Consider the following 23,802-nt stretch of genomic DNA (forward strand, 5'->3'; position numbering starts at 1 on the left):
CGCGGTGGTACGCGCGAAATTCATGCATGAAGGAGACTGTCGTGTCGGCGAACAGCTTCGACGCCCGCAGCACGCTGCAGGTGGGCGACGAGTCGTACGAGATCTTCAAGCTGGACAAGGTCGAGGGCTCCGCCCGTCTGCCGTACAGCCTGAAGGTCCTGCTGGAGAACCTGCTCCGCACCGAGGACGGCGCGAACATCACCGCCGACCACATCCGGGCGCTGGGCAGCTGGGACTCGCAGGCCCAGCCCAGCCAGGAGATCCAGTTCACGCCGGCCCGCGTGATCATGCAGGACTTCACCGGTGTGCCGTGTGTCGTGGACCTCGCCACCATGCGTGAGGCCGTCAAGGAGCTCGGCGGCGACGCGGACAAGATCAACCCGCTGGCCCCGGCCGAGCTGGTCATCGACCACTCCGTCATCGCCGACAAGTTCGGTACCAAGGACGCCTTCGGCCAGAACGTCGAGCTGGAGTACGGCCGCAACAAGGAGCGCTACCAGTTCCTGCGCTGGGGCCAGACCGCGTTCGACGAGTTCAAGGTCGTCCCGCCCGGCACCGGCATCGTCCACCAGGTGAACATCGAGCACCTGGCCCGCACGGTCATGGTCCGAGGCGGCCAGGCCTACCCCGACACCCTCGTCGGCACCGACTCGCACACCACCATGGTCAACGGCCTCGGCGTGCTGGGCTGGGGCGTCGGCGGCATCGAGGCCGAGGCCGCGATGCTCGGCCAGCCGGTCTCGATGCTCATCCCGCGCGTCGTCGGCTTCAAGCTCACCGGTGAGCTCACGCCGGGTACGACCGCCACCGACCTCGTGCTGACCATCACCGAGATGCTGCGCAAGCACGGCGTCGTCGGCAAGTTCGTCGAGTTCTACGGTGAGGGCGTCGCCGCCACCTCGCTCGCCAACCGCGCCACCATCGGCAACATGTCGCCGGAGTTCGGCTCCACCGCCGCGATCTTCCCGATCGACGGCGAGACCCTGAACTACCTCAAGCTCACCGGCCGCTCCGAGCAGCAGGTCGCGCTGGTCGAGGCGTACGCCAAGGAGCAGGGCCTCTGGCTCGACCCGGCCGCCGAGCCCGACTTCTCCGAGAAGCTGGAGCTGGACCTGTCGACGGTCGTCCCGTCGATCGCCGGCCCGAAGCGCCCGCAGGACCGCATCGTCCTGGCCAACGCCGCGCAGCAGTTCGCGCAGGACGTCCGCAACTACGTCGAGGACGACGACGAGGCGGGCAAGGAGTCCTTCCCGGCCTCCGACTCCCCGGCCACCGCCAACGGCGTGCCGACCCGTCCCACCACGGTCACCGCCCCCGACGGCTCGACGTACGAGATCGACCACGGTGCGGTGACGGTCGCGGCCATCACCTCCTGCACCAACACCTCGAACCCGTACGTCATGGTCGCCGCCGCCCTGGTGGCCAAGAAGGCGGTCGAGAAGGGCCTGACCCGCAAGCCGTGGGTCAAGACCACCCTCGCCCCGGGCTCGAAGGTCGTCACCGACTACTTCGACAAGGCGGGCCTGACCCCGTACCTCGACAAGGTCGGCTTCAACCTCGTCGGCTACGGCTGCACCACCTGCATCGGCAACTCCGGCCCGCTGCCGGAGGAGGTCTCCAAGGCCGTCAACGAGCACGACCTGGCCGTCACCTCGGTGCTCTCCGGCAACCGCAACTTCGAGGGCCGGATCAACCCCGACGTCAAGATGAACTACCTCGCCTCGCCGCCGCTGGTCGTCGCGTACGCCCTCGCCGGTTCGATGAAGGTGGACATCACGACCGAGGCGCTCGGCACCGACCAGGACGGCAAGCCGGTCTTCCTCAAGGACATCTGGCCCTCCGAGGCCGAGGTCAACGACGTCGTGGCGAACGCCATCGGCGAGGACATGTTCAACAAGTCCTACTCCGACGTCTTCGCGGGCGACGCCCAGTGGCAGGCGCTGCCGGTCCCGACCGGCAACACCTTCGAGTGGGACCCGCAGTCCACCTACGTCCGTAAGCCCCCGTACTTCGAGGGCATGACGATGGAGACCACCCCGGTCTCGGACATCGCCGGTGCGCGGGTCCTGGCCAAGCTGGGCGACTCGGTCACCACCGACCACATCTCCCCGGCCGGTGCGATCAAGGCCGACACCCCGGCCGGCAAGTACCTCACCGAGCACGGCGTCGAGCGTCGCGACTTCAACTCCTACGGCTCGCGCCGTGGTAACCACGAGGTCATGATCCGCGGCACCTTCGCCAACATCCGTCTGCGCAACCAGATCGCGCCGGGCACCGAGGGCGGCTTCACCCGCGACTTCACCGTCGAGGGCGGCCCGGTGTCGTTCATCTACGACGCGTCGCAGAACTACCAGGCCGCCGGCACCCCGCTGGTCATCCTGGCCGGCAAGGAGTACGGCTCCGGCTCGTCCCGCGACTGGGCCGCCAAGGGCACCGCGCTCCTGGGCGTCAAGGCCGTCATCGCCGAGTCCTACGAGCGCATCCACCGCTCGAACCTCATCGGCATGGGCGTGCTGCCGCTCCAGTTCCCCGAGGGTGCCTCGGCGGAGTCGCTGGGCCTGACCGGCGAGGAGACCTTCGCCGTCTCCGGCGTGACCGAGCTGAACAACGGCAGCACGCCGCGCACGGTCAAGGTCACCACCGACACCGGTGTGGAGTTCGACGCGGTCGTCCGCATCGACACCCCCGGCGAGGCGGACTACTACCGCAACGGCGGCATCATGCAGTACGTGCTGCGCGAACTTGTCGGTTCTTGAGCTGATCGGCTCGGATACCAGAGGATCTGGTCGCTGACTCGCTGCTACCGGCGGTCACACTAGAGTCTCGCACAAGCGCCCCGTCAGGCTTCGGCCTGGCGGGGCGCTTGCTGTTTCATGCTGATCGAGTAGTGGCCGGTACGTGTCCCGCCGACGCTGATCCGCCCTTTGCCCTGAGCTGCCTGGGGCAGGGCTCACCGTCACACGAGGGGCTAGAAGTTGACTGACTCCCACGGAGCGTTTGATGGCGTCGCAGGAAGCCTGCGAGATCGTGAAGAGTCCATGCTCCTCCTCGTCCTGCCTTTGTGGCTTTGCCCAGCGCGACGGGAGGATGGAGGGATGGAACGGCGGATCGACTTCTCGCGCGCCCGGCGCATGCTGTGCGGGGCGTGCGGTCATGGTTGGCGCGTCGATCTGGACTGGCTCGATCGATGGGAGCAGGCGACGGAGAAGTGCGAGGAGCGAACGCTGGCAGGCTTGCCGCCAAACGGTTTTGCTCAGAAGCCATCCGCATTCCGGTCAGTGGAGTTGCCGGTCGAACAGGGTATCTGTTCGGGTGATCGCGACGGGGGCGGTGCGTGAAGGCAGGACCTCCTGGTAGCTCGGCGATGTGAGTCAGGTCGAGCTACCGGAGACCTGTTGTCGCAGTGTCGCGTGAGCATGTCCGTACTGAGCTAGGCCGTTTCGTTCGGATCATCTGATCGTTGGTTCAGGTGCCGTTAACAGATGAGCAGTGGGCGCGGATCGAGCCGTTGTTGCCGGACCGGACACCCAGGCGGGGTGGGCGGTGGCGGGATCACCGTGAGGTGATCGATGCGATCGCCTGGAAGTTCCAGACGGGTTCGCAGTGGGTGCACCTGCCGGAGAAGTACGGGAACTGGCGCTGGGTCTACAACCGATTGCGGATGTGGGCCGTTGACGGTACTTGGGAGCGTGTCTTCACCGCATTGATGGCTCAGGCCGACGCCGATGAGGACCTGAACTGGGCGGTCTCGGTGGGTTCCACGATCGTGCGCGCGCATCAGCACGCGGCCGGGGCGCGCAAAAGGGGCCCCGGCCGGCGAGCCGCACGACCATGCCGTCGGCCGGTCCCGCGGAGGTCTGACGACAAAGGTCCACCGCGCAGCCGACGACCGCTGGCCTTCGTGCTCACTGCCGGGCAGGCCGGCGACGCACCTGCCTTCCCCGATGTGATGGCTCGCCTGCGCGTTCCCCGCCCGCGGGGGCGGCCTCGCACCCGGCCCGATGTGGTCCTGGCCGACAAAGCGTATTCCTCACGCGCCATCCGCGAACACCTGCGCAAACGCCGCATCCGGGCGGTCATCCCGATCCCAGCCGACCAACGTGGTCACCGACTTCGCAGGGGAAGCCGCGGCGGCAGGCCACCAGCCTTCGACCGCGACGCATAAAAACAGCGCAACACCGTCGAACGCTGCATCAACAAGCTCAAGCAATGGCGCGGCCTCGCCACTCGGTACGACAAGACCGCAACCATCTACCTCGCCGGACTCCACCTCGCAGGCATCTTCATCTGGTCAGCCCGATGATCCAAACGAAACGGCCTAGCCAAGTTGCGTTCCCGCGTCGAGGAGATCCGCGGCCGGGCCGCGGTCAACGCCCGGCTTCCTGCCGTGAGTCTGGGGACCGCCGAGCGTGTGATGTGCCGAGTGGCTACGCCCTGCAGTTGTCGCTCGGCCCGCTGGATTCACTCGTGGACTCCTTGCGGCTCGCCCGGGCCCACAAGTACGCGCTGCTGCTGAAGATGGTGCAGCGCATCCACCAGGCCGGCCACGCTGATGGCTGGCCGACGGGTGCACCTATTCCTGCCCGCATCGTGTTCGGACCGCACACCCCCACCGACCGAACCGCCATCCTGAACGAGGTCGTCAAGGGTGTGACCTCGCGAGTGCTCTCGCTTGAGACGGGCGTTCGGATGCTCCAAGACGCCGGCTACCCCATCGAGGACGTGCGGGAGGAAGTTCGGCGCATCTTTGCTCATGAGGAAGTATCGCAGGACTCATCCCAAATGGGGGTGCGGCACAAGCCCGAGGCCGAACAAGAGGAACAGGACGAGTCAAAGAACGAGGGGCGCGATGGGTGATTCGCGCCGTGGCTATTTCTTTCCGGAGATGGCGTGGTGCTTCATTGTCTTCACCGAGACGATCTCCGCAATGAATTCCTTACCTTCCGGGCACCTGAGCATCTCGACTACCCCCGCATGCCTTCCTGGTCAAATGGTGCAGACCAACCCGCATTGATGATCTTGCCGTGAGGCAGGAAGTGCAGCAGGGCAGCCCGGGGCGTGCCGCGAGAGTCGCCCACGGTCAACCGTGAGGGAGACCACCCGGCGCGTGGCGCTCGCTTTCGCGGCACGTCCCGGCGGTGGCGTCATGCGGTGGCGCGCTTCCGGCGCCGCAGGATGGTCAAAACGGCGACCGCAGCGAGGGTCATCCAAGCCTTTCCGAGGATCTGCCCGGGCAGGTACTCGAAGGAGCCGAAGGCCAGCTTGAGGAACAGCAGACTGTCAGCGAGGAGGCCGATGGCGTTCGACGCGAGCATGGCGATGACCAGGCCGCGCGATCGGAGAGGTTCGTAGACGGCAAAGTCCATGGTCTCAGCGACCGCGAAGGCCGCGGCCGAGGCGACGGCGAGCCCCGGGCTGGCGAGGAAGTAGGACACAACGGTGCCGACGGCTATCGCGCCGAGGACCGCCTTTCGGCCAGCGGCCTCGCGGGCGAGGTCACGGAGCACGAGGGCCAGGCCGACCATGTAGACGCCGGCAGGTGCGGCGTAGCCGAAGCCGACGGGGACGGCCCCGAAGTGCGTGACCGCCAAGTTGGCGGCTGGGATGGTGGCGACGTAGCCGAGGAGGGTAGCAATACCGGCTGGAGCGGGGAGTTTCACGATCTGCTTTCTGTCTCGATGCGGCAGGAACATGCCCGCCTTGCCTCCCGCGGGGAGCAGGTGGCAGACGAGCGCCCAGACAGTACAGCTCACGGCACTGACAACACCGCCGTGTCCGGCCTCCAAGATCGATCCGGGGCACCGCTCCTCGGCGGCGATGACGCAGGGCAGACAGGGTCGTTACGCTGCCCCGCAGCCGATCTCGACTGCGAGTTCAGCGAATGGTTTCGGCCATCGTCACGGGGCAGCACCCCGTCACCTCGCCCTCCCGGTGATCGATTTAAGCGAAATTGAAACCTTATAGCCGCAAATGAGCAAGGGGCAACTGAAGGCTTTCAAGCCCCTCCTCGAATATACATACGAATTCGTTTGAAGCATCTTCGACGTTGTTGTCAGTGCCCCCCGTTAGGCTCGTCAGCGTTGGCGTACAAGCAGGTGGGGGCGAGAAGAAGGATGGCTTCAGGCTTCGCAGTCGGGTACCTCGTCGAGTTCCAGGGGAGCCCTGGGATCGGACGGGTGGGCGCGATCGCCGATGGCTCACTGCGCGTGGACTTCTTCGAGTCCATGGCCGAGCCCAAGATCGATTGCCAGACCGTTCCCGCTGTCGCCTGTGAGCGCGTGCGGCTAAGACCTCCAACGCGCGTATTCCGTCACAACCCGAACACCGGCGAGTGGATGGCCGGCCGCGTACAAGGCCCGGCCCCTGGGGGCTACTTCGTTCGGTTTCCCAACGCTGACTACGACCTGCCGGTACCCGAATCTGATCTCCGCGTGCGCTGGAACAAGCCGGTACGTGACCCTCTCCAGGTCCTGGTGTCCGGAGGCAACGAATCCGGACACCTTTACAACGCACGCATCCCGATGCTGCACAACCTGGTCGCTCAGCGCGCAGCCAGTGCCAGCACCCCGGCTCTCCTGGCGGCCGCCGCTGAAATCTACCCGCACCAGGTCCGCGCCGCGCTGACCGTGCTCTCGGACCCGGTTCAGCGGTATCTCCTCGCCGATGAAGTCGGACTCGGTAAGACCATCGAGGCCGCGCTCGTGGCTCTGCAGACCCTGATCGATAACCCGCAGGCACGCGTGACATTCCTCGTCCCTGAGTCTCTGCGCCGACAGTGGGTAGCCGAGCTGCGCACGAAATTCTTCACCGATGACTTCCCGAGGCGCGTAAAGGTCATCTCCCATGACTCTCCCGACCTATGGGAGCGGCACCACGGCAGTGATCTTGTCGTGGTCGACGAAGCCCACCAACTGGTCCAAGATCGCGATGACACGGACCCCACCTATCGCGCACTGCGCGATCTCGCGCACTCTGCGTCAAAGCTCCTGTTGCTGTCTGCCACACCAGTCACTTCCAGCCACACCACGCACCTGGGACTTCTGCACCTGCTTGATCCCGACGTGTACAAGTGGAGCGAGCGGGAGGCGTTCGAACAGCGGTACAACCACCGGGCGGAGTTGGCGAACCACGTCCTCAGCCTCGACGCGGAGTACCACCCATTGCTGCCGTCCACGATCGACATGGTCAAGGCACTGCTGCCCCCGGAGGACTCCCGCTTCGAGCGCCTGGCAGCCCAGGTGCTCGACCTTCTCGACGCGGAGGGAAGCCTCCGCGATGAGACGGGGATGCCAGAGCTCAAGGCGCGCGTCACTGCGCTTCGGGCGCACATCAGCGAGACGTACCGACTGCACCGCCGTGTGATCAGGAACCGCAGGGCGAACGTACTGCGCCAAAACGACGACTCAGCAGCCGTCCCCTACGAGGTGCGCGGCCGCGCCAAGCCAGCAAAGCTGCCGGCCGAGTCTTACAGCCCGGCCGCGGACAACCTTCTGGAGTGGCAGACCCAGCTGTGGGGGCACCTCCTCGACGAGGGCCTTGAGGGTAAACGCACCAACTACGCGCTTGCGCTGGCCGTGCTCGCGTCCCGTCTCGGTGGCGCGTCTGCTGACTATCTCGACGCACTTCGATGGCGGGTCCGCCGTGACGAAGGCGCCGCTCAGCGTGCCGGCCTGAGTGCCCGCGAGCGGAACCACCTCTCCAACGTGCCCGTGGCGCCCCACGAGGCCAAGAGCCTGGAGAATCTCGAATCAGAGATCACGGACGACGGTCGCGCTTCTGAAATCGACGACCTCATCAACACCCTCCTCCCTGCACTGCGTAAGGGGGGACACATCATTGTCTTCTGTGGCCCAGGCTCACTCGCTTCAACACTCACCACACGCATGCGCGCACGCTTCGCCGAGGTCGGCTTCTTCGAGCACACCCGCAGCGCAGGCCCCGACGCATCCGAAGTTGCCACCACAGCATGGCGGAAGCCCAGCACAAAGGCCGCCGTTCTCATCACGGACGACACTGCGGAAGACGGGCTGAATCTCCAGGCCGCCCAGACCGTAATCCACGTGCGGTTGCCGTGGTCACCCAACCAACTTGAGCAGCGCCTCGGCCGCACAGACCGCTACGTCGAGTCCCACCGGCAGCGCCAAGCACCACGCCAGTTCGTGCTCGCGGACACCGAAGCGCACACCGATGCATGGCTGTCGCTGCTCACTGATGGCTACCGCATCTTCGACGGGTCGGCCTCCACGCTCCAGGATGCCATCGCGGAAGGCCTCGCTGCTGTCTGGGCGGAGGCACTCGAGCATGGGCCGGAAGGCTTGCCCGGTTTCACCCAGACTGTTCAGGAGCAACTCACCCAAGCCCGCCGCGAGATCGACAGCATGGACACCCTTGAGTCGATCTTTGACACATCCCCCCACGACATCGACTTCGCGGAGCGACTCGCAACGTTCGAGGCTGGCTGGGACGCCACTCGCAAAGCCATGCTCGGATACACCGGACGAGACGGCTCGGAGGGGATCAAACTCCGCCACACCGAGCGCAAGATCAATGACGTGATGTGCGAGGTCTTCGACCTCAAGTCGCGCACCCTCATCTCCCCCCATCTCTATGGCCTCAAGAACCTCACAGAGGAGATGGCCAAGGGCACGTTCAGCCGGTCTGAGGCACTCAAAGCCCCCGGCACACGCCTGTTCCGTATCGGGAGCCCACTCGTCAACAGACTCGCGGACGTCGTTTGGTGCGACGACCGCGGCCAGGCCACGGCCTTCTGGCGCGCTGATGTCAATCACCGGGGAGAGCCGGAGCCCTACTTCGGATTCGACTACCTCGTCGAAGCCGATTTCTCCTCGGCGCTCGCGCTGGCGCTGCGACTCGTGCAAGAGTCCCGCGACGCGGAAGCAGCTTTGAGGCGCCAAGCTGAACAGCTTCTCCCACCGTTCACGCTGAAGGTTTGGGTGTCGGCTGGAGCTACCGAGGCCCTGACCAGCGGAGACACCCAGAAGTGGCTAGATGCCCACTACCGGGCCACGGACCACAACTACAACGCCGGAAACATGTACGAGTTGATGGACCTGCTCGATGGGCACCCCGGATACGAAGCGTCTGCACGTGGTGCTGAAACAGTCGCCCGAGCGGAACTCAAGCGAGTGACCAACCTGGCCGACAGGTGTGCCCTGGCCCAGCAACAGGGACGGGAGCGCCTCACCGTCGCGAAAGCACAGGCGGAAGCCCGCCAAGCAGCCGGTCGGCTCCTGGGAGACGGAGAGAGCTACCTGCTGGATGTTGCCATCACAGATGCGCTGGTGCAGGCACTTAGCGAACCGAAGGTTCGGCTCGTGTCGGCCACCTGCTTGGTGAAGACGGGGCTCAGGAGGATCCCTCGTGGCGACTGACAACTGGACCGGGGCTAAGACCCTCTTCAACCACCTGTCGGAGTACCGCGATCTCCAGCAACTTCCGAGGCTTCCCGAAGCGAAGGGGACGTTGCGCAGGCTCCGTGATGCCCTGGCCAGTGAGTCCAGCGGGTGGAGGGACATTGCCTCGCTGACTCGGCAGATCCTGCTCGAAGCTCAAGCACGGGAGAACACAACCGGATTCACGGTTCCCCTTCTCCCGCGGCTGCCCACTCGCGAGCAGTGGGAGCAAATGCGCTGCCAGACTGCGCTGCGCGATGGCGGCGCCAACTTGTGGGTAAGTGCGCTGCCGTGGCATCCGCCTGTGCCAGACGAAGGATCCCGCCAAGCGGCTCAAGAGGATCTACGACAGGTCTATCTCGGTGAAGACTCACCACACCGTCGCAAGCTGGAGTCATACCCAGCCGACCCGTTCTTCACGACCGCCCTCGGTGACGATCACAGCCACTATGTGTCGGCCGGTCAGCGACAAGCCGCTAGGGCTATCGCGCTTGCCCCACCGGGGAGCACCACGATCATTTGTCTCCCAACAGGGCATGGAAAGACCGCAGTTGCGATAGCCCCCGCGCTCCTATCGAGCGTGAGCAGCGGCGTATCGGTGGTTGTTGTGCCTACGAGTGTTCTCGCAGCAGACCTGGAACGGCGCGCCTTCAAGATCCTTGAACAGTACGGGCATCACAGCCCCATGCAGCGGTACGCCTACACCAGCGGGCTTTCTGACGAAGGCCGGCAACAGATGCAAGACGACATCGCGGCGGGCCGCCAACGTCTTGTGTTCACGTCACCTGAGGCTCTAGTGCAGAGCTTGAAGAAGCCTTTGGAAGACGCGGCTGAGGCCGGGTTGTTCAACTACTTCGTGATCGACGAAGCACACCTGGTCGAGCAGTGGGGCAACAGCTTCCGCACCGCGTTCCAGACGATGTCGAGTCACCGCCGTATCTGGCTCAGCAAGGCACCAGAGGGTAGGCAGCCAGTCACCATTGCGATGAGCGCAACACTGACTGGGCAACAGATGGAGACGCTTGACACGCTATTCGCCTCGCCGCAGCAGGCAAGGGTCATCTGGGCTTCCCAACTCCGCCACGAGCCGAGCTACTACATCGACGTCTTTCGGAGCGAGACCGACCGCGAGGCCGCAGTCCTTGATGCCGTCTCGTACTTGCCGAAGCCGATGATCCTCTACACGACCAAAATCGTCCATGCGCAGGAGTGGGCGGGGCGTCTTCGCAGCCACGGGCTGCGCCGCGTAACTAGCGTAACCGGGGACTCCACCGACCCCGAACGTCGCGCCGCCTTGGAAGGATGGAGTGGCACGACCGCTGAGGGCGACGTGGAGTCGCGATACGACATCGTGGTGGGTACCTCCGCCTTCGGCCTGGGCGTGGATCTCGATGACGTCAAGACGATTGTGCACGCCTGTCTGCCGGAAACGGTGGACCGCTACTACCAAGAAGTCGGCCGAGCGGGGCGCAACGGAAGCCCTTCAATCTCGTACCTGGCCACTACGCGCAAGGACGAAAGTATCGCCAACAAGATGAGCGACGAGGTGGTCATCGGCGCCCCGCGCGCATGGCAGCGCTGGGAGGCAATGTTCCACAGCCGGGACACCATCCAAGACCGCCACCGAGTGAGTCTGGATTCCTACCCCCCTGACATGAACGAGGGCTTTCAACGGAACCGGCAATGGAACATCCGGATCCTGAACCTCATGATGCGATCGGGGATCGTGGCCATCCATCCACCACAGGCTCCCACCAAGAATGAGCGCGAGTCAGATATCTTTTGGAAAGCGCGACTTGCCCTGTTCTATTCCACGGCTGACGGCTACGCAGACGTAGAACTCCTCGACTCCGACGCGAGGAACCGTGAGAAATTTCGTGATCGCTTTGACGCTGAGCGTAAAAAGTTGCTGCATGGTCGTGCTTCGGCACTGCGTGAGCTGAAATCCGCTCTGCGGGGTGACCGATGCATCGGCGACGTGCTGGGGGCGTACTACCGAATCCCACACGGCGAGGGCTTTCGACGTAGCGGCATAACCTGCCGTGGGTGTCCTCGATGCAGGGCTACTGCGAAGCTCCTCCCTGCAGGCTTCTACCGGCTCGCTGGGGAACCGCACCCTCTGCTGCCGGCGTCCGAGACTCATGGGCGTCTGCCGTTGACGCCTTACTTCGGGGACCATCAATGCCTGAGCCTGTGGTGGCAAGACGCTGACGACCGGGCTTTGGCAGCACGGCTGGTGGAAAGCCTTGTCCGTCGAAGGATCTGCGTGGTCGGAGGGCCAGGCATGAACAGCCGTCTCAGAAGCCAACTGCAGACAACAGCACGCACCCGCACCGTGATCGTCGATGATGACGATGTTCTGCTGTCGGACTGGTCCGGCCCTGTTATCTGGATGGCTGACCCGAACACAACGTCTCCGGGACCACAGATCGCTAGACGCTTCACCTGGGATGCACCGACCTACCTGATCCATCCCCGCGCCATGCATCACCCAGAACGCCGAGGTACACCACTCGTCGATGTCCACCCGGCGAACTTGTCGATCCGCCGTGCCTTGGAGGAACTCTGATGACTCTCCTGAACGTAGACGCAGCCATCCCCTCCCAGACATGGGCGGTCGTGCGCCTTCTCACCTATTTGGGGAAGAGCATCGCCTTGGACGAGGCGCGGGCGCTGGTCAGTCCTCCCTCCTTGCGTTCAGAGGACACATCAACCAAGCCGCCTTTCGACTGTGCTATCAGTTCCCTCCAGGTCCTGGAGTTGGCACAGGTCGATGCTGGCCAGCAAGAGCTCTCGCTGGCGGGCCCAACCAAAGATCTCGCCAACAGCGACGATCTGGAGACGTACACCCGCATCCTTCGTCGCGCAGTCCTCAAGGCGGACTACAACAACGACCTGGGGGCTGACAACGAACCGACAGGGCCCCGAGACCTAACCCGTGCGCTTGCCTGGTTCCTCTCGCACGACCCAATGGAACGCCCCATTGATTGGGTCGCCGCACAGCGACTCCTGGATGAGAAAGACGGCAGAGACCGCAAGCTGCTGAGGACCGAGGTGCTTCCGCTCTTCGCCAACGACACGCGATGGCCCCGTTTCGGGTATTGGGCAACTGCTCTTGGCTTCGCCGCTGCCCCTGTCTTCCGCACCGAAGGCCGCGGCCCACTGGTCCCGGACTGCACCCTGGCCGTCAAGCAAACAGTGCTCGACCTATGGCAGCCGACCCAGCGCATCAATGCTGTTGAGGCACTGCAAGTTCTGCGAGAGCACCTACCGGTGCTGCCTGGCGGCGCACACTCGCTCGCCGTGGGGATCCCCAGTCCGGGCGACAGTGTGGCCGGCACCGCCCTCTCGTTTGCTCTCCTGCGTGGCCACGACGAGAAGTGGCTGCGCCTGGAGCACGACGACGATGCTCGGAAGATTCTTCTCTTGCACGACCCTGAACGGCCCGCTAGTCCGCGCCCCGTTAGCGACATCACGATCCTGGAGCCCACCGATGGCTGACTTCCGCGGGATGCTCTGCTGGGAACCAGCAGTGGCAGCCTCCACCATCAACACTGAGGCGGTCAGCCCTTCGCGGTCGGTCTTCTTGGCCACGCATGCGCCGTTGCGGATTAAGCGCGCCCGGATCATGGATGGGAAAGAACTCGCCATCGAAGGCGAACCGATCGGTGAGAATGCAGTCCTTAAAGACTTCATGGCGCTCCGCGCGGACAGCGGAGCCCTGCTCATGCCGGTTGTCGGTGAGTCTGGCTCAGGTAAGTCGCATCTGGTCCGTTGGGTTCGCGAGCAACTGGCGTTGATGGAGGAGGGCGCAGACGAGAGAGAGGTTATCTACCTCGAGAAGTCCAAGACCAGCCTCAAAGCCGTCGTCAGCACGCTCATCGCGAAGGCGGAGAGCAACGAGCTGGCTCAGCTCAAAGAGGACATCAACCGGTTTACCGAAGACATCGACGAGGAGTCGCTTGCGAGGCGCATCCTCAATGAACTGAGCGAGGCTCTCGAAGCTACTTCCCCGAACTCAGAATCACGCCCGTTGGCCCGAATGCTTGTGGGGCCCGGCAAACTGGCTGCGGTGCTTCTCGATCCCCATGTTCGTGCGGCGTTGCTCGCGCCCCGAATGTTTGTCCCTGAGCTCGCTCATCAACTGATTCACAATCGCCGGGACGGACAGTCTGACCGCCCCGAAGGGTTCAGTGTCAGCGACCTTCCACTCGACATTCAAGACATCCAATCCGCGTCGGGCCTGGCGCAGAAGCTGCTCGGCACCATCAGTACACGCGGTGACCTTCAGGGCATTGCAGTAGACCTACTCAACAGACACCTCGAAGCCGCCATCAAGAGCGCCGCCAACCTCGGGGCAGGTCGGCTACTCGATGCGATGAAGCAGGTACGAGAGGAGTACCACCGGCAGGGCAAGGAGATCGTCCTGCTCATCGAGGACTTTGCTCTCATCCAAGGTGTCCAGCGAGATCTGCTAGATGCCGTGGTTGAAGCAGCAAACCGGGAGGGCAAGACGACTCTCGCCCCCATCCGCACACTCATGGCGGTAACGACGGGCTACTTCCAGTCCTTGGATGAGACAGCCCTGACCCGCATCCAGGCCGGCACGGGCTACGTCTACCACCTGGATGTTCCTTTCAGTCCGGAGGAGACCGGACACACGGAGATTGCCTCGTTCGTCGGCCGCTACCTGAATGCTGGGCGCTTGGGCCGCGATGAACTTGAGCGTGCGAACACCGGCGAGGTCCCTCCCAACAAATGTCTGTCCTGTTCGTTCCGGACGGAGTGCCACGAGGCGTTCGGAGCAACCGCTGAGGGCTACGGGCTGTACCCGTTCAACGAGTCGTCTCTTGTAAGGGCCGTCCACTCAACGGCAGATCAGAACAAGCCTTGGTCTTTCAACCCCCGCGTCGTGCTCGGGAGTATCGTGCGACCGGTCTTGGTTGAACACGCCACGGCGATGCGGCAGGGCGAGTTCCCGGACCCGATGTTCCGGCAACGGTTCCGGCCCACCAAGCTCGACAAGCGCGTCAGCCGCGACGTGCTCGGCTTCGTAGCAGAGAACGATCACGACCGTGCCTCTGCGGAGCGGCGGAACCTCGTGCTCGAGTTCTGGGGAGACGCCCCTGAGCACGCCAACAGCCTCCATCCAACCATCCTGGATGCCTTCTCTCTGGAGCCGCTCGGGGGCGAAGAGGGGCAAAGGTGTCCGCCTGCTTCTACCGCCATCCGGGGGCAGACGGGTGCCGGGGAGTCAAAGCCCGAGGCAGGAACGAGTGGCAAACGCGACGAACTTCCCAGGGAACTCCAGCGAATGCTAGAGACGGTGGATGAGTGGCTCACCCGCGAAGGTGGTCTGGATACTTCCACCGCAAATCGGATCCGCGTCGTTGTTTCCACTGCGGTATTGCAGAGGTACCAGTGGAACTCACCTCTAATGCGGGAGGTGGGTAGCACCGAGTTGCGGAGGGCCGCATGGCCGACCAAGGCAACTGTCGTCTCCATCCAAGGCGCGAAGGAAAACCTGGCCGGCGTCGAGAATGCCCCTATCACCTTCACTCGTCGCCCAAAGGACAGTTGGTTCTTCGACAGCCTACTGAAAGCTGAGCGGGAACTCCCTGCGCGAGCCGAGGACATCCGACGGCTGGCGTTCCTGGCAGAGAAGCACGGCCGAGATCTCACTGCACGGCTACAGCGGCACATGGAGGTCACCGACGATCACCTCGTTGCGGGGCTCCGCGCATCGCTGCTTGGTGCGGCACTAGCTGGCAAGGCCTGGCCCGGGATGCCTCATTCTCAACTCATTGCCGCCGTGCTCGATGACGGGCAAGAGTGGCGTCGCGAGGACGATGGCATCCGTGCAGGGAAGTGGATAGACATGCTCCAGGGGCACCTCAAAGTGCGCCCCGAACTCGTGAAACAGCTCCGCTACGCCGTCGGCATCGCCCAAGGCATTGGCGCGGTGAACATGGTTGATGCCGCGCGTGTCCTCCCGCTACTCGACAGAGCCGCGTCCTCGTGGAACTGGGATGTCGAGGCCCTGGACATTCCGAAATGGGTGAGGTCGGCCGTTACTGGGTTCGCGTCCTGGACGACCATGGTCGAGGATCAACTCACTCGCCACGCAGATCTGCTCAACTCGATCCGAAGTCGTCACCCTCGGGGCACCACTGGCGTCCAGACCCTGGCTGCAATCCGCGATGCTCTCAGCGCCGCACGAGAAGTTGGGCTACCCCTGACAGCCGAGCAGACGCGTCAGTTCAACGCCCTCCTTCAAGATGCCCAGAACGCGGACTGGAAGGCCATCTCCGCACTCGAAGACGACCTGGCCAAGGCAGGCGACGAAAGCCGTGATTCCTCAACTCGTCACCAAGCCCGCATGGTTGCGGCTGTCAAGGACCGCGGTGACTCGCTCAAGCTGATTCAACAACTACTCATTGCCAGCAACGACTGGCTGGACGCTGCTCTTGCCAGCGCCGAGTCACGCTCTAGTGGCTCCGCAGGTGACAGTGCTGCGGAAGACGTGGGTCAAATCTGTGTGGAGTGGCATGCGCTCACCGCTGCCCCGTCCGCCGAAGACGACGGGGAGGACTGGTGACCAACTTGTCCGTGTACGACAAGGCTGTACAGCTGCAAAACCGTGCCCGCCAGATCTCTGCAGGCGCTGTCGGGGAGAAGGAGGCGGCGAGGGTTCTGAGCCGCACCAAGGAACTCCGTGCGGGGCTGGCTGAACTCAGGGCCCAGGTGGAGTTGAGCCATACGCTTGCGACATTGGGAGCGGCACACAAACCCGATCTTTCAGGCATCGACACCGCGCGCTCCGCCTTCGAGCGGAAGGCCCTCAACGGACTTCCCAGTGACGCTGTCTTCAACACCGCCCGGAAGAAAGTCCAGGAGTTCGCGGGCAAGCTCAGGGCTCAGAGCAGTGCGGCATGGGCCAGTTGGGCGACATCACAGGTCGCCGGCCTTCCTCTGGCTCGGATCCCCATGCTCTCGCGCGACGAACGCGAGGCCGCACGCAACCGGGAGAAGGAACTCCGGCAGGCGGTGGCAACCAAGAACCTGTCCAAGGCGGACGTAACTCTCTTCACCAGCACGTACGCCCTCCTCGCGGAGTCCTTGCACGACAAGAGTGATCCCCCCAGCGAGCTGCTGGAACTCCTGGAACTGCTGGAGAAGCGGCCCAGTCCCACCCTCCGCGACATCAGAGACAGCGACATTGCGCTGCTGCGCCAGTTCGAGATGGACATCCACATCACCCTGCAGAGGACGGGAGCGTGACAGAGCACCTTGACGTTCGCTTCGCGAACGAACTCCTGAATCGCCTGGAAGACCACGAACTTCCCTTGCTGTCCTGGGGCGTTACAGAGACTGCCCTCTCCAAGGCCGAGGTGATAGAGGCCATCGACGGTCTCTTGCACAGTCACGAGGCGGCCCCGGCCAGCATGTCCGCTGACGCTGTGCTGGAGGAGTTCCTCCTCCGTGCCTTGCTGTTCGAGGTGCCGGTGCCTGTGGCCTCGCCACCGCGGTATCGCACCCGCTTGGCGGAGTCACTCAGGCTCACGACTGGCCTTCGGCAGCTCTTTGCCCGAGGTGGCTGGGCGCAGGAGGAGCGGCCCGGCTGGTGGCAGCATCAGCGTCGTCTTGTCGCTGACTATCGACTGCACGTAGCACCGCGGCGCTACCCACGTCGAGACATCCCAGCTTCCGACGCTCTCCGCGATCTCGGGCAACTTCCCCACTGGGGTGAGGTGCAGGAACGCGTGGCGGCAGCTCAGTTGCAGGGACGCAAGCTGGCGCGGTTCCAGTTGGACGCCACCTGTTCCGTATTCGCTTCGCTCAGCGCCGAAAGGTCCAAGGGGATCATCGTTGGCGCTGGCACGGGTAGCGGCAAGACACTCTCGTTCTACTTGCCAGCCTTCGCAGCGATGGCAGAAGAGGCGCACGGTGGCGCGGCGAAGCGAGTGCACACACTGGCGCTCTACCCACGCAAGGAACTTCTGCGCGACCAGCTGCGGGAGTCGATCAGGACTGTTGACACCGTCGATCCGGCACTGCATGCGAGTAGGCGACGACCTATCCGAGTCGGTGCGCTCTACGGCGACACCCCGTGGAACGTTCGGGACCGGAGGCTGGAACCAGACTCTCGACTCGCCACTTCCTGGAAGCGCACTCCCCAGGGCGTCGTGTGCCCGTATCTGCCCTGTCCCACTCCGGACTGCGGCACTGGGGAACTCCAGTGGAGAGACGAAGACCGAAGGCAAGGCCGTGAGCGGCTGTCCTGCATGAGGTGCGGCTACACGCTGAACGACGGGCGCCTCGCGCTCACCCGGGAATCCCTCAAGAAGAACCCGCCCGATTTGCTGTTCACCACCACGGAGATGCTGAACCGCTGCAGCGGCGACAGCTATCTGGAGTGGCTGCTTGGGTGGCGCGGCAGCGGCTCGGCTCCCTCCCTCGTGTTGCTCGATGAGGTCCACACCTATAGCGGCCTTCACGGCGCCCAGGTGGCACTGCTGTTGCGCCGCTGGCGGGAGGCAGCACGTCGCCCGATGACGTTCGTAGGTCTGTCTGCGACCCTGCGTGACGCGGACAGGTTCTTCGCTCAACTGGTCGGCCTTCGCCCAGGCGACGTCGACTCGATTGAGCCGGCTGACGAGGCCATGGAGTCCGAAGGCCGTGAGTACGCACTGGCGCTGCGCGGCGACCCGGTTTCCGGAACGAGCTTGCTGTCTACGTCGATCCAAACGGCCATGCTCCATGGCCGCATGCTCGACTTGGACAAGAGGGAGTACCTGTACGGCTCCACTGGCTTCCTCTTCACCGATGACCTGGACGTCACCAACCGCTTCTACAACGACCTGCGTGATGCGGAAGGTGGACAGAACCGAGCAGGCCGCCGCAACGGTCGCAAGCCCGTACTTGCGGGCCTGCGTTCGTCAGAACGCAACGAACACCCTGCGCGCTACCTGGACGGTCAGTCTTGGGACATCGTCGAGAAGATCGGACATGACCTCGACCCGACCCTTCAGCTCCACCACCTGCATGTCGGTCGCACGTCCTCTCAGGACGTCGGGGTCGACCACAATGCGAACCTGACCGTAGCCACAGCTTCCCTGGAAGTCGGTTTCAACGATCCTCGTGTGGGCCTCGTGCTTCAGCACAAGGCACCCCGCGACGCGGCAGCGTTCATCCAGCGCCGCGGCCGCGCAGGCCGAGAACGTGGCACGCGGCCGATCACGGTAGTCACGCTATCGGACTACGGCCGAGACCGACTCGCCTACCAGGCGTACGAGACGCTGTTCGCACCGCAGGTACCCGCACGAAGTCTTCCGATCGGGAACCGCTTCGTACTCAAGATCCAAGCCACCCAGGCTCTCCTGGACTGGGCGAGCCGCAAGCTCCGGTCCCGGAAGCTGTGGGCCGACCCTCGAAAGATCCTCCGCGCCCCCAGTGGTCACAAGGTGCGCAACGAGGACCGGCAAGGTCACGACGCGCTGACATCTCTCCTGAAGGCGATCCTCGACGTACCCGGTCTGCAGGACGATCTTGCCCAGCACCTGGCGAAGGCTCTGCAGATCAGTGCAGACGAGGTCCAGGCGCTGCTGTGGGAACAGCCCCGGTCGCTGCTGCTGTCTGTCGTTCCCACTGCGCTGCGGCGTCTTTCCAGCCACTGGTCATTCCAGCGCCTTGATCCGGGCGCGAAGGAAGGCGCCCTACTACCCGAGTTCATCACGCGCTCCCTCTTCGAACCGCTGAACCTGCCCGAGGTTGAACTGCTCCTGCCGTTCAATACGAACGACACGTTGGAGCAGTTGCCGATCGCCAGGGCGCTACGTGAGGCTGTACCTGGACGCGTCAGCCGACGATTCGGTCACCGCCGTGATGAGCATCGCACATGGCTCCCAGTTCCACCGGCCGGCAGCAGCACTCTCCCGCTGACACAGATCGTGCAGCACGCCGATCCTGAAGGAACCTGGCAGCCCGATGGTTACGCACCAGAGGGGCTTCAGGTCTTCCGACCCACACAGTTGAAGCTCGAGCAGCCAGGCCAGGAAATCTCCGACCGTTCGCAAGGCCTCCCCTTGTGGGGTACGCAAATTGTTGTGTCCGATGAGGCGCCACCGACCCCGGCGGATATCCCTGACCCGTCTCTCTGGCACGAGCGTGTGAAGGCTGTCAGCTTTGCCACGCACGCTGCCGGCAACCCCATCGAGATGCGTCGCATGACCGTCGGCGCCGATTGCCAGGTGGTACTCGAGCGCGGAGAAGTCGAGACACGCAAGGTCTACTACGAACTGCACGGCAAGCCAGCTGCTCTTGGTTTCAGACTCGGCGTCGATGCTGCGCGGATCTTGCTCCGGCCCTTGGACACCTCGGATCCTCTGGTCAGGGAGTACCTGTCGTCTCCGCAATGGCGGTCACTGGCGTTCTCGGCCACTTTCGCAGAGGACCCTGCCCTTGAGGATGTCGCCAACAAGTTCCAGCGTGCATGGCTTGGCCAGGTCTATCTCACCGCTTATGCGCTCGAAGGCCTCAAGCAATCTCGCACGTCTGAGGAGGTTCGCGCTTCTCTCGCTAACGGAGCGTGGACTGGGGAGCTGTCACGCATCCTGAGCGCCCTCTACCGCGACAACAGCGACCCTGACCACGTGGTCGAAAATGCGCGGCTGATTGACGGCCTCACGCAATTGCTGCGAGACGGACGAGTGCTCGCTGCGATTGACCGTGCGGCGGAACACCTCTTCGATCCGGATATTGCCGTCCGAACTGAGGGCCTGGCCCAACGCGCCTATCGCGACACAGTGGCCGCGGCGATCCTCTCAGCCGCTCAGAGAGCCTGCCCCGACTCGCAGGACGGGGACCTGATCGTCGACGTACTGCCCGGTGCTGCCAGTGGCGATCCAGCTGTCGTGTGGCTCAGCGAGACCTCTGTTGGGGGCTTGGCGGTTGTCGAGAGCCTTGTGCGCTTCTACGGAGAAGACCCTCGTCGTTTCTGGGCGCTTGTCACCAGCGCGTTGGCCCCCAGCGACTACGAGTACGTGGACGCCACACTCACCGGGCTGCTGCGTCACCTGGCCGATGAGCCTGGCGGAGATGCCGCAGAAGCCATGCGTGCATTGCGAGGAGCCCAAGATGCCGAAGCGGCCCAGGAGGCCCTGAACCGCCTCCTTGCCGCGTGGGAACAGTTGGATGGCCGTCCCCGTCGCACTGCGGTTTCAGCGTTGTCGACACGACTCCTCCGGCCGGGGTCCGGACCCGACACGGACACGCAGGCTCTAGCAATGGTCGATGCGTGGGCCGACCTGGAGAAGAGGCTCGGCGTTGAGGTCGACGCGAGCGTCATTGCCTTCGCGGTCGGCGACAACCGGCTGAACGTCGGCGGGAGCAAGCGGTTGACGGCCGACCAGGCCTTCAGCTTGCTCTGGCCTCGGGGACGACAAGCTCGCACACAGGATCTCCAGCACTACCAGCCGTACACGGATGCCCCGGTGCTGGACCGGCTGCTCGTGCGCAAGGCTCACAACGACCGCCTTCCCAAGGTTTACGTCACGGCGAGCGATTGGGTCCTGGACTACCAGATGGCCATGGCCGACAGCGGTGCCGCAGAACTCATCTGTCCGGCCGGCGAGTCACAGGCCCTGGCAGAGGCTCTTATCCGAGTGCCGGCGCTGCCCGTAGACCGGGACGTACTGCGTGTCTACGGCGAGGTTCGTGGCTACGCCCGGCATCGAGACAAACTGCGTGTACGGGTGGAGTTGCGGGAGGCAACCCAGTGAAAGATCTGACCAGAACCGTGCGCACAGGTGCTCGTACAGGGCTGCGCATCAACTCGATACTCTCCGCTGCGCTGATGGCGGAGATGCTCAACCCCAGCAGCGACTTGTGGTTGGTCTCACCGTGGATCACAGACGTCCAAGTCATCGACAACAGCCACGGCACCTACGACGCCTTCTTCGGTGACGTCCCTCCCAGCGGATGGCGACTGTCTGACACGCTTCTGCGCATCGCCGGGGCCGGGGCTCGCGTCCACGTGGTCACGCGCCCGCACCCTAACAACGATGCGTTTCTGCGTCGGATCGAGGCCCCAGAACTGGCCAGCCTGGAAGTGCAGCGCGATCCCGACGTCCATGAGAAGACTCTGTGTGGCCAGGAGTGGATCCTCACCGGGTCGATGAACTACACGGTCCGCGGCATGGCGAAGAACGATGAGTTGGTCACCTACAAGGTGGGCGGGCCAGATGCCGGGCAGGCGCGGCTGGACCTGGCACAGCGGTGGAGGAGCAGCTCATGACGCAGACCCAGGAGCAAAAGCGAGAAGCCCTCGAAAGGTTCTTGCACCGGTTCTTCGGCCCAGGAAACGGCGTCTGGCCAAACCTCGATCCGAACCACCGCTACAAAGACCGCACACTGCCCTTCGTCGAGTCCCTTCGACGCGGCGAAGACGCACCCGTAGTCCTGCCACGCGTGTATACGGACCGCGATCGCTTCGTCGTCTATGTCATTGACCGTGAGCCTGGTGAGCGAGCCAAGACGGCTGAGTTGATCCGCGCCTTCGCTGGCCCCACCTACATCGCGTATGACGAGCAGGTTGGCATCCAGCCCGCCTGGCTGGACCCAGACGATCCCGTCGAGCAGGCCATCCGTGACTTCGCCGGCGATCGCACCACCTTCCGACTGGAGACGGGACGCACTCTCGACCACCGCCGGAATCTGGCTGGGGTACTGGAGTTGATGCAAAGGACCCAGGCTCGCCGACCTCCCAGACTGTGGCGGGTGGCCAAGCCGATTGGCCGGCTCCTCGCTGAGTTCGACGCCTCCCTCTCCGCAGGGGCCGAGGCCGCCTCAAATGTGCTGCTTGACCATCTGGCCGCAGCGGGCGGTATGACCGCAGCCAACCTCGCGAACTTGAGGATCAAGCGGCTTGACCGGCTCGGCCGCAGCGAACAGATCCTCCAGTTCCCTGAACTGCCCGACGCCATCCGGCAGGATCCTCCCGTCCCGGTGAAGGAGGCGATCCTGAACGCCGTGTACGCGGCGCTGGAAGAACCTCTCGCAGAAGGCGATCTATCGGCAGCACGAGCCAAGCTCGAAGCGCGGGGACGGTTCCTGCCTGCCTTGTTGGATACCGATGCGGGCTTGTTGGGCACACAGGCCGTTTCCGTTCTTCTGATGGCGGCCACCATCCTTGAGGACCTGCCGGCTCTGCGTCGTCTCGTGGAAACTGTGCAGAGCGAAGGCCGCCTAAGCGAACTACCGCCACTCGTCTGGGAGGACGCTCAGCGTGTCCTGGCCGAAGGCGATGGTGCGCCAGCGGCTCCCGTCGCGACAGAACCCGCGGCACAGCCAGGCGAGAACGACGCGACGGAAGCATCTCCGACCATCGATTCCTGGCCGTCCTTCCTCGCTGCAGTGGCTGCAGGCAGCAGCGAGGGCCGCTCGGCGGCAGAAGAGCGCAGGTGGACTTCGTGGCTCTCGCCAGCGGATCACGACGCGGCCCTCGCCGGATTCCTGGACAGTCTGGAGAACCAAGCTGCGGAAGAGGTCTGGCGGGCTGTTGGCGCGTTCATTGATGCTGTCGGTTACGAAGCTCCGGCGGGACTGACCGCCCATGCGTTCATCCGGAACGCGGTCGCCTTCGACCGGTTTGGACCTGGTGATCTTGCCGTGCTCCAGGCGCTCGCGGAGATCACCCTTCGTGCGGCCCCTTCAGCACAGACCTATGCCGAGCTTCTAGACGAGATCGGCGCCTATCGCAGTCGCTGGGTTTCCCCGGAGCGGGCAGCAATTGCGCTGGACTTCGTCGATCGGCTGTTCTTGGCTGCTTGCCCGGACCTCGAAGCCCGTGGCCAGCTTGCGTACGACCTGCTGGAGCCTCTGTGGCGGCATCAAGGGCGCCTCAACGAGGCCGACTTGGCCTTCGCGAAGCGTCTCTCACGAGAACTCGGGGTCGACTTCACGTGGCAGGACCGGACCGGAGCCGACAGCGAGCAGGAGACGACGCTCATGGGCCTCCGGCCCATGAACGTGCTCCTGTACTCCCTCGACGAGGCGGTGCTTGCGCGGTGCGTCGAGGAGATCGGGCAACTTGCTCCCTCGGTGAAGGCAGTCACGGCCAACGACCAAGTCGGCAGCGCCCAACTCAGGCAGAAGGCTCGCGGTGCTGACTTGATCGTTCTCGCGACTCGCTGCGCCAAGCATGCGGCGACGGGATTCATCACGCAGCATGCCGGAACAAAGCACATTTGCTATGCAGATGGAAGCGGTTCAGCGTCTCTGCTTCGGGCTGCCGTGGGCGGTCTTCGCGCCGTCGCAGCAGGCCAATAGCACGCTGGTGGTCTCCCCAATCCCTACGGGGAGACCACCATTTGATGCCACCGCGGTTTAA

General features: G+C 64.2%; 13 protein-coding genes. 12 read left to right on the plus strand and 1 reads right to left on the minus strand.

Annotated features, from left to right (window positions below; all coding sequences use genetic code 11):
• Positions 1 to 41: 41 nt before the first annotated feature.
• The 4 genes from acnA (at position 42) to AC5677_RS29555 (ending at position 4,857) form a co-directional block, all read left to right on the plus strand.
• Positions 42 to 2,756, plus strand: a complete 2,715-nt coding sequence (gene acnA / locus AC5677_RS29540; protein WP_497190933.1) for an aconitate hydratase AcnA — start codon at positions 42 to 44, stop codon at positions 2,754 to 2,756.
• A gap of 339 nt (positions 2,757 to 3,095) precedes the next feature.
• Positions 3,096 to 3,338 (plus strand): hypothetical protein, encoded by a 243-nt coding sequence (locus AC5677_RS29545; protein WP_497190934.1) that lies wholly within the window; start codon positions 3,096 to 3,098, stop codon positions 3,336 to 3,338.
• Between the two features lie 131 nt (positions 3,339 to 3,469).
• Positions 3,470 to 4,165, plus strand: coding sequence for an IS5 family transposase (locus AC5677_RS29550; protein ID WP_497196798.1), 696 nt, complete (start codon positions 3,470 to 3,472; stop codon positions 4,163 to 4,165).
• A 302-nt stretch (positions 4,166 to 4,467) separates the two neighbouring features.
• Complete coding sequence (locus AC5677_RS29555; protein ID WP_497190935.1) at positions 4,468 to 4,857, plus strand: hypothetical protein; 390 nt, start codon at positions 4,468 to 4,470, stop codon at positions 4,855 to 4,857.
• A 287-nt stretch (positions 4,858 to 5,144) separates the two neighbouring features.
• Here the strand turns inward: AC5677_RS29555 and AC5677_RS29560 are convergent, their stop codons facing one another.
• Positions 5,145 to 5,693: a VUT family protein gene (locus AC5677_RS29560; RefSeq protein ID WP_497190936.1), complete on the minus strand. Its 549-nt coding sequence runs from the start codon at positions 5,691 to 5,693 to the stop codon at positions 5,145 to 5,147.
• Between the two features lie 420 nt (positions 5,694 to 6,113).
• Here AC5677_RS29560 and dpdE point away from each other — a divergent pair, with 420 nt between their 5' ends.
• Genes dpdE through dpdD form a run of 8 tightly spaced genes read left to right on the plus strand, consistent with a single transcriptional unit; the run spans position 6,114 to position 23,741 of the window.
• Positions 6,114 to 9,392 carry a protein DpdE gene (dpdE, locus tag AC5677_RS29565; RefSeq protein ID WP_497196799.1) on the plus strand — a complete coding sequence of 1,093 codons (3,279 nt, stop codon included), beginning with the start codon at positions 6,114 to 6,116 and terminating at the stop codon, positions 9,390 to 9,392.
• A complete protein-coding gene (gene dpdF / locus AC5677_RS29570) occupies positions 9,382 to 11,982 on the plus strand; it encodes a protein DpdF (RefSeq protein WP_497190937.1) in 2,601 nt (866 codons plus the stop codon). Before dpdE ends, dpdF begins: the two co-directional genes overlap by 11 nt.
• A complete protein-coding gene (gene dpdG, locus AC5677_RS29575) occupies positions 11,982 to 12,914 on the plus strand; it encodes a protein DpdG (protein WP_497190938.1) in 933 nt (310 codons plus the stop codon). Before dpdF ends, dpdG begins: the two co-directional genes overlap by 1 nt.
• On the plus strand, positions 12,907 to 16,011 hold the full coding sequence (gene dpdH, locus AC5677_RS29580; RefSeq protein WP_497190939.1) for a protein DpdH: 3,105 nt from the start codon (positions 12,907 to 12,909) through the stop codon (positions 16,009 to 16,011). The genes dpdG and dpdH overlap by 8 nt, the downstream gene beginning before the upstream one ends.
• The gene (locus AC5677_RS29585; protein ID WP_497190940.1) at positions 16,008 to 16,694 is read left to right on the plus strand and encodes a hypothetical protein; all 687 of its coding nucleotides are present in this window, start codon (positions 16,008 to 16,010) and stop codon (positions 16,692 to 16,694) included. The genes dpdH and AC5677_RS29585 overlap by 4 nt, the downstream gene beginning before the upstream one ends.
• Entirely contained in the window at positions 16,691 to 21,193 is a 4,503-nt protein-coding gene (dpdJ, locus tag AC5677_RS29590) for a protein DpdJ (protein ID WP_497190941.1), read from the plus strand. Before AC5677_RS29585 ends, dpdJ begins: the two co-directional genes overlap by 4 nt.
• Positions 21,190 to 21,708, plus strand: a complete 519-nt coding sequence (gene dpdK, locus AC5677_RS29595; RefSeq protein ID WP_497190942.1) for a phospholipase D-like domain-containing protein DpdK — start codon at positions 21,190 to 21,192, stop codon at positions 21,706 to 21,708. The genes dpdJ and dpdK overlap by 4 nt, the downstream gene beginning before the upstream one ends.
• Positions 21,705 to 23,741: a protein DpdD gene (dpdD, locus tag AC5677_RS29600; protein WP_497190943.1), complete on the plus strand. Its 2,037-nt coding sequence runs from the start codon at positions 21,705 to 21,707 to the stop codon at positions 23,739 to 23,741. The genes dpdK and dpdD overlap by 4 nt, the downstream gene beginning before the upstream one ends.
• Positions 23,742 to 23,802: the final 61 nt, after the last annotated feature.

The sequence above is a fragment of the Streptomyces sp. JLSY215 genome (genome assembly GCF_059682825.1).